The following is an 11,101-nucleotide window of genomic DNA, read 5'->3' as shown; positions in this document are numbered from 1 at the left end:
CTTCTCTACTAATTCTGGAGCGGATACTTATCCATATAGTCGAACAACTCATCCACAGTTGTGAAGGCTACGCCTGTTACGGTATCAGCACAGCCATAGTAAATTGCAATTCGGCCTGTATCGCCATCCGAAAGTGCTGCGCAAGGGAAGGTGACATTCGGCACATCTCCTACACACTCATACAATGTCTCAGGTCCGAGAATATAATTTCGTGAACGTGCTAACACCTTCCATGGCTCATACAAATCTAATAAAGCAACACCCATCCGATATACGAACCCGTTACACGTATTTATTACACCATGATAGATCAACAACCATCCACGATCTGTTTCAATTGGGATCGGCCCTGGACCAATTTTCTTCGATTGCCATGCAGAAGCGTCCGAATTGATCGTACCCATCACGTAACGATGCTTTCCCCAATACGTCAGGTCAGGGCTCTCACTAAAAAAAATATCTCCAAATGGTGTATGCCCCGTATCACTTGGGCGGCTTAACATGGCATATTTGCCATTTATTTTGCGTGGAAATAATACACCATTCCGGTTGTATGGCAGGAAAGCGTTTTCTAATTGGTGAAAGGTTTTGAAATCATACGTATATGCGAGACCAATTGTAGGACCATGGTATCCATTGCACCAAGAAACATAATATTTATCCTCGATTTTGCAGACGCGTGGATCGTAACGATACTCCCGCTTTGTTACATATTCGTCGCCTTCGAAGTGGATCGGATTCTCATTAATCTCCCATTGAAGCCCGTCCTGACTGAAGCCAGCGAATATGTCCATACTTACAGATCTGGAGTCACAACGGAATACCCCTGCATATCCCTCTTCAAAAGGAATCACCGCGGAATTAAAAATACTGTTCGAGTTTAACTGTGCATCTCGCTGAATAATCGGATTATGGGTATACCGCCACACTGGAGCGTTATAGCCACTCGGCTTATCCTGCCAAGGAATATTTGATAGTGCTTCACCAATTATTTTGCTCATTTCATAAACTCCTTCCATGTATACAATTGTGATCTGCAACAACGTTTTCAGGATATCTAACCCTACTTGCACCCCTACTTTAAATCATAATAAAGCGCATTAAAAGGGAATTTATCCTGAATCTAACGTTTGTTGACTGAAGTATCATGTTTCTTAACTAATTGAACAGGTAGCTCACTTCACGCTCTCATATAAGCCTGCATACAGTGCATCAAGCAACGTGTGTGTCTTATCACAGCTATATTCCCAGAACATGGCACCCGCAAGTTTTTCACGTTTGACATACTCACATTTATGTGTAATCGAATCCACGTCATCGTAGGAAATAAACGTGTCTCCATTAAATAAAAACGGTGCTTTGGCCTCATCGTCCCAATGTCGTGTGTAGCCATTCTGATTGATGTAATTAGCAAACAGCTCTGTATATTCTGGGCCATAGCCACCCGTTGTGCCCGCCATTTGTAGAAATCCATGATTCTTATCCGGCACCTGCTTCCACATTCGGGAATAGAACGCCACGCCAATGACGATTTTCTCTCGGGGAACGCCTGCCTGAATGAACATATTCACCGATGCCTCTGTACTGATACGATACAAATCTCCTGTCGTATGAAATAAATTCGTATGATGTCCCGTTAGAATCTGGAAACCGCCACGCATATCGTAGGTCATCAGCTGTATAAAATCCAAATATTGCTGTACTTGATCCATCTCGGTGCCATCAATATAATACTGATCAGCACCTGCCGCAATTGTAAGCAAGTAATGTCTGCTATCCGCTGTACCTTTCACATCCAGTGCATCTCGAATCGCCTTTAATAGCAGTGTGAAATTGCATTTATCATCCGGCGACGATTTAATATCCGCTTCACTGTAACAAGGATATTCCCAATCCAAATCGATTCCATCGAACGGGAAATCTGTTACCACTTGCACAGCCGACGCTGCAAATTTCTGACGTCCTTCTTCGGTAGAGGCAGCCTCAGAGAAGCCCCCATTCCCCCATCCGCCTACGGAGAGCATCAGCGTCAGATTCGGATACATCGCTTTCATCTCTTGTAGCTGGTTCGTGCATTTCAAATGTGCTGTTGTAATCTGATCATCTTTCACATAACCAAATGCAACGTTGAGATGCGTTAACTTCATCAAGTGGTCACCCGATAACTCAGATAGTTTGGAATCACTCACGTAGCCTGCTACAATCATCTGTTGATCCATCCTTTCACACCCTTGTTAAGATTTGAATCGCTTCCTTGCTCGCTGCAATCTTATATCCTGATGACATGTAACGAATCTGATCTTCACGGTCCACAATCATAAGATGCGGGAAGCCCGCTTCACTCGCTTGGGACGATGCAAATAATTCGGGCAATAGATTATACGTTGAATCACGTACAAACACTGCATTTGCAGGAAGATCTGGATAGTCCTCGGGATGAAACGAAGCTGCCCATTGCTTATCACCAATAATAAGAATGATGGGAGCACCTAGCACATTGAACTCATGCTTCAGCTCAGAGAGTTCACGAAGTAGATGCTTTGAAGGCTCTCGTTCCGGCTCCAGCCAAGCGACATAGGCGCCCTTTCCACCAATAAGATCTGCGAAAGTCTGTTCTACTCCTGCCCATGAGGTCAGCTGCTTGAGTCGTTCCACCTTGCCGTACACTGGAATTTCCAATGTAGATTGACGATATTTCATGACCAGCTTCGTCTCTTCCCCTTCTGCAATATGAAAATAAGTGAACTTGATAAGCACAGTACCATCTTTTAATCGTACGCCTGTCGTCAGACGGTACGCTCCCTGCTCAACCTCAAGTGGTGTATCATATAGGTCATTTGCGCCATGCGGGTAACATAAGGTTTTATAAAAACCGTTCTCCAGCCGAGCTAATGTGAAATTCTCATAGTATGAAGCCGTTGGTTGGATTGTCCCTGCACCCTGATCACGCTGAAGTATGAGAGTGCCATTCGCTAATTCTATCCCGCCTCCAACAACGCCTTTGGTAAATTGAGCATCCACGAAAATATGATTCACCATAAATTGCGGCTTGGATTCAATGGGATGAATTCGCGCTGGGATTCCTAAACTACGACAAATTGATACGAACATGATATCCAGGGAACTGCGATCGCCTACGCGCAATTCAAAGGTACCCACTGCTGTTCCCTTCCCTTTCAGATTCGGAAGGTCTGTCCATATATCCCACGTTTCATCTATGAATTGAACCAGCTTCGTTGGGTCCTTACGGAACAATGCCACTTCATCCGAAGTGAAAGCTTGTTGGAAAAATGTACGATACGGTGTAATCATCTCGTAGTGAACACGAGGACGCAGAATGTAGGGAACGAACACTTCCTCTGTGAGCTCACCACGTACAGCAAGCGCACCAGCCACATGATCTGTAAGAGTAGGAATAAATGTGTCAATTAAATCCTTGTCATTACTACATTCCAATAACCGTAAAGCCCATTCTCCATACACGGATGTGGCTACCTCCAGAAATGCGGCTATCTCTACACTGTTACCACGTGCCTTCTGAAGCACTGCCCATACACGATCTTCCGGGAGACCCAGTGTTTCCCCGAGCTTCCTCGCTGCTTCTTCTGTCACAAAAGTCGCTTCATATTTCGCACGGATTGAGATCCCTTCCTCCAAACGTTCATTATGTCGCTGGATACGAATTTCAGACAGTTCCTCTATTACCTCACCTTCACACGCTGGAGGTGGAACCATATCATAATCGGCAATCGTTCCTGCAGCGGGCTGATTTTCTTGATTCAGTACAAGCTCAACGCATTCACTGTCCGCCACTGAAATTTTCAGTTCCCCCCAAGTACCACCCTTCGCCGCACGAATCATGAGGTCACCGAGACCTGTTTTGAAAGTTGCTTCTCCTTGAGCATTGGTAGGAAGGATGGCAATTGGGAAAAATTCCGCCATGTTATACACTTGGAACTGTACTTCTGCATCCTGCACAGACTGTCCGAATTCATCTTTCACATGAATCGTAATTGCCCGCGTGGATGCGTAATTTTCCAATACATTAATTTCAGTGAACCACTCATCTGCAAGCGTAATATCTTCTGGACCTTGATAATTAGCGAGAATACGCGTGTTAATTAACATTGCTCTACGCGCTGGAGGTCCAAACCATCCTTGATTAGGACGGGCTTCCGGCTCACAAGCCCCAATAAAATACCATTCACCGTCTGCCCATGCCTCCACCCATGCGTGGTTATCATCACAATGTGCCCAACGTGGCGTATACACTTGACGTGCAGGTATACCTATACTGCGAAGGGCTGCCACAGCTAGTGTGGATTCTTCACCGCAACGACCGCGTGCATTTCGAATCATCGATAATGGTGAAATCGTCCGCAAATCACTCCCAATATACGTTGCCACCTCATGACACCAGTAATTTGTCTCCAGAATGGCTTCCGTCATGGACAACTTACTAGTTCGTTCTGCTAATTGTTCATGAAGAATTTGGCGGTGTTCTTCAATATTTTCGGTATTAACACGGTAGGGCAGTACGAAATGTAAAAATATATGATCTGGGACTTGCCATGGCATATCTCGGCGAATCTTTAGTGTCGTTCTCACATGATTCAAGAAAAGCTCACCATTGTAATCCGCCAAATCATTCACTGGCATGTACGCATAGAGATACTTAAGTGCAATTATTTCTTCTTCTGTCAAGTCCTGTTCAAAGATTTGAAATAACTGCGTTGCACGTGCCTGAGCCAAACTCATCTTCTCCTGAAACTTACGTTCAATCTGTTCCATATCTGATTACTCCTTCCAGAGAAACCCATCCTCGCGAATGTAAAGACGGGAAGTCTCATCTGATGTTGGTGCAGATATAATAAAAGTTTTAGTCGTCGTTTCAATGTTTGGTTCTATGGTCCATGTATCTTCTTTACACAATGCATTAAAATGGGCTGTGAACATGCCGTGTGTTTCGTAATAGTTCCGCTCACGATAATAGAGCTTCCGTAATTCCCATTTGATATGTTCATCCCGAGGGATGTCGAAGTGATATGGACCCGCTTCATTCACGAATACAACATAGCCCCACAGTTCTGGATAATGCATATTAATGATTCCTTGTGGTGACCACACCCAATTATCCTCAGGATAAGGTTTCCCTGTGTCGGGGTTAAGAAGCTTACGATACTTGCCATCGACAACCTCAGTCCGCCATTCAACACGTGAAAAATTAACACGCCAAAATTCCCCAGCGTAAGGTGATCGTCGATCCGTGGCACATTCTTTTAAACTATTCCATGGTATTGCAACTTCAACCGTCCATTTCCGATTGTCAGCGTGCGGGTTATTTAACTCACCTTCGATATGAACAGCCGTCTTCAAGCCTTTGATATCCCAACCGTTAATTGGAGGACCTCCGTCACGATAAGGTTTCACAAGAAGTAAGTCCCATACCGTGTTCAAGGCGTTAATCTCAAACTCGTAATATTGATGGGAATCTCCTGTTGGATCTATAAAAATCTCAAAATCATTATCGTAAAAAATAACGGAATCACGTTCTGTCAGCGTTCCCCAGATCTGATCTTCCATCAGCTCTGCACCAAAGTAAAAATACTCATCATCCCATAGCATCTTTACCCTCGTATCCTTTCCTGGCATCGGACGCAAATCCCCTTCAATATCAACAAACTTTTCTGTCCATGCTGCATGCTGCCAAAAGGGCTTATCTAGCTTCCCATCCAAGACAAGCGACTCCGTCGCTCGTCTGCACAGATAATGTTTCGGGGCGTATGAAACAATGTATGGCTCTGGTACTCCACTTCGATTTACCATAAGAATGCTCCTTTATCGGTTAATGTACTTTAGTTGTGCGTTACAACTGCACCTGAACCGCCGTACATCTCAATTTCTTCATCGAATTCCAATTTAAGTACCGTCACTTGTTCATGCATATCTTCAGGTGTTATATGAATCCAAGTTGTACCTGGTATGTGAAACCATGGCACACCACCGTGAATTTCATGGGTGAGCTCCTTGCCTGAGTGAAGCACCGTAATCTTTCTAATGGGATTACACAGCCCTTTGAGGCAAATGTTCTCCTTCGGCGTATCGTAAACGAAGAGGTACAAGTTCTTCTTATCTGGAGACAATGTACTGCCACCCAGATAGTAGCGTGTCATAATACCCTCTTGTGTTCCAAAGATGGCTTCTTCATGTGTACGTATCCAATCACCTAATCCCAGTAAGATCGCTTCCTGCCTAGGATCAATCGTTCCATCCTCCATGGGCCCAATATCTAACAGCATATTCCCGCCCATGCTGATACAGTCACAGAACATTCGGATCATTTGATTCAATGATTTATAATTGTGGTCTGTATGCACATAACCCCAGGATGTATTTATCGTCGTGCAGAATTCCCACGGCCCTTCCGGGCGCGTAATGGGAAGACCTTGCTCGGGAGTCTTATAATCCCCATACCCTTGCAAGCGTGAGTTTATAATAAGGTCAGGATTAAATGATTTTAAATAATCTTTGAATGCTGGCAATCCCCACTGCTCTGCGCTTCGTTCCCAATCTCCATCGAACCATAACAGATCAACCTGACCATAATCTGTTAACACTTCTCCTAGTTGATTACGGTTAAATGCCAAAAATTTCTCCCATCGCTCTGGATCTTGGACACCATCCATCGGACTTGAATAACGATTTACATGTCTCAAATCATCTGGTACGACACCATTCTCATAGACTGAAGGATAATCAGGATGAGACCAGTCAATGAGGGAGTAATACATCCCTACGCGAAGACCCTGATCTCGAATCGCCTCAGACCACTCCTTAATAATATCTCTCTTGGCAGGTGTCGCCTTCATAATGCTCAAATCACTGAACTTCGTATCAAATAATGCTACCCCGTCATGATGCTTCGTCGTTAGAACAGAATACTTGGCTCCTGACTTCGCAATCAGATCTGCCCAATACTTCGCATCAAATTTAGAGGCTGTAAAACCATTCAATTGCTTCATATAGTCCTCATAAGACATTCTCCCGTTATAGAAAGACCATGATTCTGCAACGCCTTGTACCGCATAAATCCCGTAGTGAATGAAAATTCCTAGCTTTGCGTCCGTAAACCATTGTTGCATCGGCTCTTCCTCCCATAGTTCAACTCGTTATTTTATGCGAAATACATGTGCAATTGGGGCAATTCCCGTAAGCTCGCTCTCTGGTATATGAACGATCAATCCCGTTGTTGTTCGTTCGAATGTTAGATTTTCTTGTCCGCCAACAAGATCTATTTGCGTCACAGCCTGCTCGAGTGGAATACAAATCTCATTGATCACGAGTTCCTGCTCTTTTGAGTACAGATGGATAGCATAGATGATATCGTCTTTTTTTGTGAAATGTGTATTTCCAATGGAGTATGGCGCACATATGCGTGTTCCATAAATCGCCTCACCATGGACTTTGAGCCAACTGCCCATTCCTTTCATCCGATCCATCGCTGCTCTTGACAAGCGGCCATCTGGTTGTGGTGCGATATTAAGTGCCAGGTTACCACCTTTGGCTACAACTTCAACGAGCAAATGAATTAATTGACGTGTCGTCTTGTAATGATCCTCATACCGATAAGAGAACGCAGTCCCCATCGTAATACAGCTTTCCCATGGGATATGCAGGGGACGCGCGGGCAACGTTTGCTCTGGTGTAACGACATTCTCATAAGGTCCGCCAACGGTACGATCTGCACTTAGTAGCCATGGCTGATGCTGACGTGCCTTCTCCACCACTTCACCCAACCGAATATCCTGTGGATTATTCTTATTCTGTGGACACACCCACCCCGCATCCAACCAGAGCATTTCAATCCGGCCATATTTCGTCATCAATTCCATGATCTGATCATGTGTGTACTGTACGAATTGCTCCCATAGCCAAGGATAATCTTGTGTTGGATACGAAGGACCTCGATTCATGAACGTCCCCGTCTCCATACCTGGAGCCCAGTATGTTGGTGTGTGCCAATCCGCTTTGGAGAAGTAGGCAGAGATCCCAAGTCCCTTGGCCCGAAAAGCATCAAATACGTTCTTACAAATATCCGCGTACTTATGTGCATGGAAAGGACAATCCTTACCCGTGATGCGATAATCTGTTGTCTGCGTATCCCACATACAGAAGCCATCGTGATGCTTCGTTGTGAAATTTAAATATTTGAAGCCACCTTCTGCAGCAACCTCTGCCCACTTCTCAGGCTCAAAACGGAGCGGATTAAAGGTTTTATTCAGCCCGAAGTATTGCCGCTTCAGCTCCGTCGAATCAACCCCCCAATCAATATCGTCCCGTGACCAATCTCCATCTTTATCACTAAGCGCCCACGATTCAACAAGTCCAAGCTGCGAATAAGGTCCCCAGTGCATCATCAAGCCCAGCTTCTGATCCTTGAACCATTCCAGCTGATCTAATAGCTGCGAATCCTCCGGCTTAACGTACTCCTCCTCTGTGCTGTAATTGTGAACTCCTTCAACAATAATTTGCTCCTCGACAACATTAGCGTCACTCATTTGCACGACCTCCTTGCAGCTCTTCTGAGGCTGCGATTCTATTGATTTAGTATGATATATTTTCAAAAAAACATTTGACATAAAAATAACTATCCGCTATAAACATCCTATTATGGAATATAAATAAGGATTCAAGCACCGATCTATACCTGCTGTATTCATAGCTTGATAGGAACATCTCCATGTATACGCCATAAAAAGGGGGAAAACACTTTGAACTATAACTATTTCAAATCGAAATTGTTTCTGAAATTCACCGGTTCGTATCTACTTATCCTTCTTATTCCGCTTATATTTGTAATCGTTTTCATTTACCGAAATGCTACCGATAATTTACAAAAAGAGATTGAAAATGCTCACTTTAATCAGCTCACCCAAATTAAAACGGTGGTGGATGGACGCATGAATGATTTAAGAGATATGGCGTCACGGATGTCATACGACGCTCGTCTCGCTCATTATCGCATACTGGATCCTTATGAAAGTCGTGACGCGATAGCGGCACTAGATAGCTACAAATCTTCCAATTCCATTGTGGAGGATATATTTCTGTACTATCATCATGACCCTAATATTTATTCCAACCATGGCATGTATAGCCTGGATGTATTTCGTAGCTCCTATCAGTTTGGAAGCTGGATGAATGATGAACTTGTGACTGCTTTAAACACGTCCAAATTTCCATCCATTCGACTTACGAACATGCTGAATCAAAATTCACCACTCGAGAAATCTGTATTAACCTATATCCTGCCGATCATTCCCAACACCTCAGATCCATATGCTTCTGTCATGTACCTTATTAAAGAGAAAGAGTTGGCATATCTGATCGATTCCGTTCTCGGTAACTATCGAGGATTAACTTATATTTTTGATAATCATGGACGTGTTTTGTCCTATAGTGGCCATGGAGATACAGCTCGCCAGCAGGATATCCAACGGTTATCAGAGCTTCCACCCGGCATACATAATCTATCGATAAACAATGAAGATCATTCGGTTATTTCCGTCACATCGGATGTCAATGGCTGGTCATATGTGACTTTAATGGCGAGTAATCAATTTTTCAGTAGCGTACTTAATGTTCGGAGCTTCATCATTATTTTATTCATTGTGATCGCTATTGTAGGAACGGCCATCGCTCTATTATTCGCTCGGATGCAATATCTTCCGATTGCTGAGCTCGTTCGCTTCACGAACAAAAAAACAGATACACTGGCCTCCGGAAATGAGCTCGAGTATATACGAACAACATTGCAGCAGTATAGCTCCAAGGTTGATCTCCAAGAGCCCTATGCACGCAACCATGTTCTCTCCATGCTATTAAAGCATGGACATGCACAAATGATGACGCATGGAATATTCGATACCTTTCATCTGCACTTCGACCAAAGTCATCATTTTGTCATGATGATGGGCTGGGATGACTTAGAACAGCAGCATCTTCAGGCGCGACAAGAAGTACATCGCAAGCTTGCGTATATTGAATTTCCAGCGCTTGCTGCACAAATATACGGTGTAGAGCTCCCGCAATTGGATCAGCTCGCACTCATTGTGAGCTTACAGCTCGAAGATGATGAGGCACTCGCTGCACAAATCGTTCACATCGTGGATGCGATTCGTAAATATACGTTAGGCATAATGGATATCCACCCGATGATCGGTGTAGGCAAATGTTATGAGAGCCCTCAGCAGCTTAATCAATCCTTTGTTGAGGCTTGCTCCGCCTTCGAATTGCGTAAATCGACCGAGCATGGAACCACCGTGTATTTTGAAAAGCTATCCAGTGCCCATGATCAAACGGTGTTACTCCCTAGTAACGAGCTATTAAAGCTTGCACAAAGCTTGAAGCAGGGCAACTACGAAGTCGCCAAACAAATTATTCACACAGCCATCCATGGGCTTGATAATAAACAACGATCTACCCTGCTGATGCGATGCGTACTGTTCGACCTGTTGAATACCATGCTCAAAACTGCAGCTGAGCTAAAAATGGATAACATGATGCAGTCTGCTTCTCCCCATTTCATGAATGGTCCCGTCCATCTTATAGAGCAGAATTTCTACCGTTTAGCCACTCAGATTTGTACACAGGTAGAGCAGACGCATAAAAAAGAAGAACATTCACTCATGGATCATATCGTTGCTTTTATCGACCAGCACTATGATGATCATTCACTTAGCCTTGAATCTGTTTCTGCTGCGTTTACGATTTCACCTTCCCATCTCAGTCGTTCATTCAAGGATAAGGTCGGCATCAACTTCGTCCAATATATTTGGCAAAAACGATTAGATAAGGTCAAGGAACAGCTCGTAATAACAAGTGATCCGTTAAAAGATATTATCCAGCGCGTCGGCTACCTCGACACACCAAACTTTATTCGAAAATTCAAAAAGGAAACCGGTTATACCCCGGGCCAGTATCGACAGATGAATAATAATCATCCCAATACTGAGCCTAACGATACCGTATAATCCTTCCTCGCTTAGGGATTATCATAACTTCCCGGTCATGCCTAGCATGACCGGGAAGTTTTTCAAAA

At 44.0% G+C, this 11,101-nt stretch carries 7 protein-coding genes; 1 reads left to right on the top strand and 6 read right to left on the bottom strand.

All coding sequences use genetic code 11. The features are described 5' to 3' along the window. Positions 1–8 precede the first annotated feature (8 nt). From R50345_RS08775 to R50345_RS08750, 6 genes are all read right to left on the bottom strand, one after another. On the bottom strand, positions 9–1,001 hold the full coding sequence (locus R50345_RS08775) for a glycoside hydrolase family 130 protein (protein WP_042125790.1): 993 nt from the start codon (positions 999–1,001) through the stop codon (positions 9–11). Positions 1,002–1,175: 174 nt separating this feature from the next. Continuing rightward, on the bottom strand, positions 1,176–2,219 hold the full coding sequence (locus R50345_RS08770; protein ID WP_042125788.1) for a glycoside hydrolase family 18 protein: 1,044 nt from the start codon (positions 2,217–2,219) through the stop codon (positions 1,176–1,178). A gap of 4 nt (positions 2,220–2,223) precedes the next feature. Beyond that, positions 2,224–4,791, bottom strand: coding sequence for a transglutaminase domain-containing protein (locus tag R50345_RS08765; protein WP_042125786.1), 2,568 nt, complete (start codon positions 4,789–4,791; stop codon positions 2,224–2,226). A gap of 6 nt (positions 4,792–4,797) precedes the next feature. Continuing rightward, a complete protein-coding gene (locus R50345_RS08760) occupies positions 4,798–5,826 on the bottom strand; it encodes a carbohydrate-binding family 9-like protein (protein WP_042125784.1) in 1,029 nt (342 codons plus the stop codon). Between the two features lie 29 nt (positions 5,827–5,855). After that, a complete protein-coding gene (locus R50345_RS08755; RefSeq protein WP_042125782.1) occupies positions 5,856–7,142 on the bottom strand; it encodes an alpha-L-fucosidase in 1,287 nt (428 codons plus the stop codon). 27 nt (positions 7,143–7,169) lie between these two features. Next, on the bottom strand, positions 7,170–8,558 hold the full coding sequence (locus R50345_RS08750; RefSeq protein WP_042125780.1) for an alpha-L-fucosidase: 1,389 nt from the start codon (positions 8,556–8,558) through the stop codon (positions 7,170–7,172). Between the two features lie 213 nt (positions 8,559–8,771). Here R50345_RS08750 and R50345_RS08745 point away from each other — a divergent pair, with 213 nt between their 5' ends. Then, positions 8,772–11,033: a helix-turn-helix domain-containing protein gene (locus R50345_RS08745; RefSeq protein ID WP_042125778.1), complete on the top strand. Its 2,262-nt coding sequence runs from the start codon at positions 8,772–8,774 to the stop codon at positions 11,031–11,033. The last annotated feature ends 68 nt before the right edge of the window (positions 11,034–11,101 follow it).

This window comes from Paenibacillus sp. FSL R5-0345, assembly GCF_000758585.1.
GTDB lineage: Bacteria > Bacillota > Bacilli > Paenibacillales > Paenibacillaceae > Paenibacillus_AQ.
The sequence above is the reverse complement of the archived record's forward strand: the minus strand, read 5'-3'. Positions and strand labels throughout refer to the sequence as shown.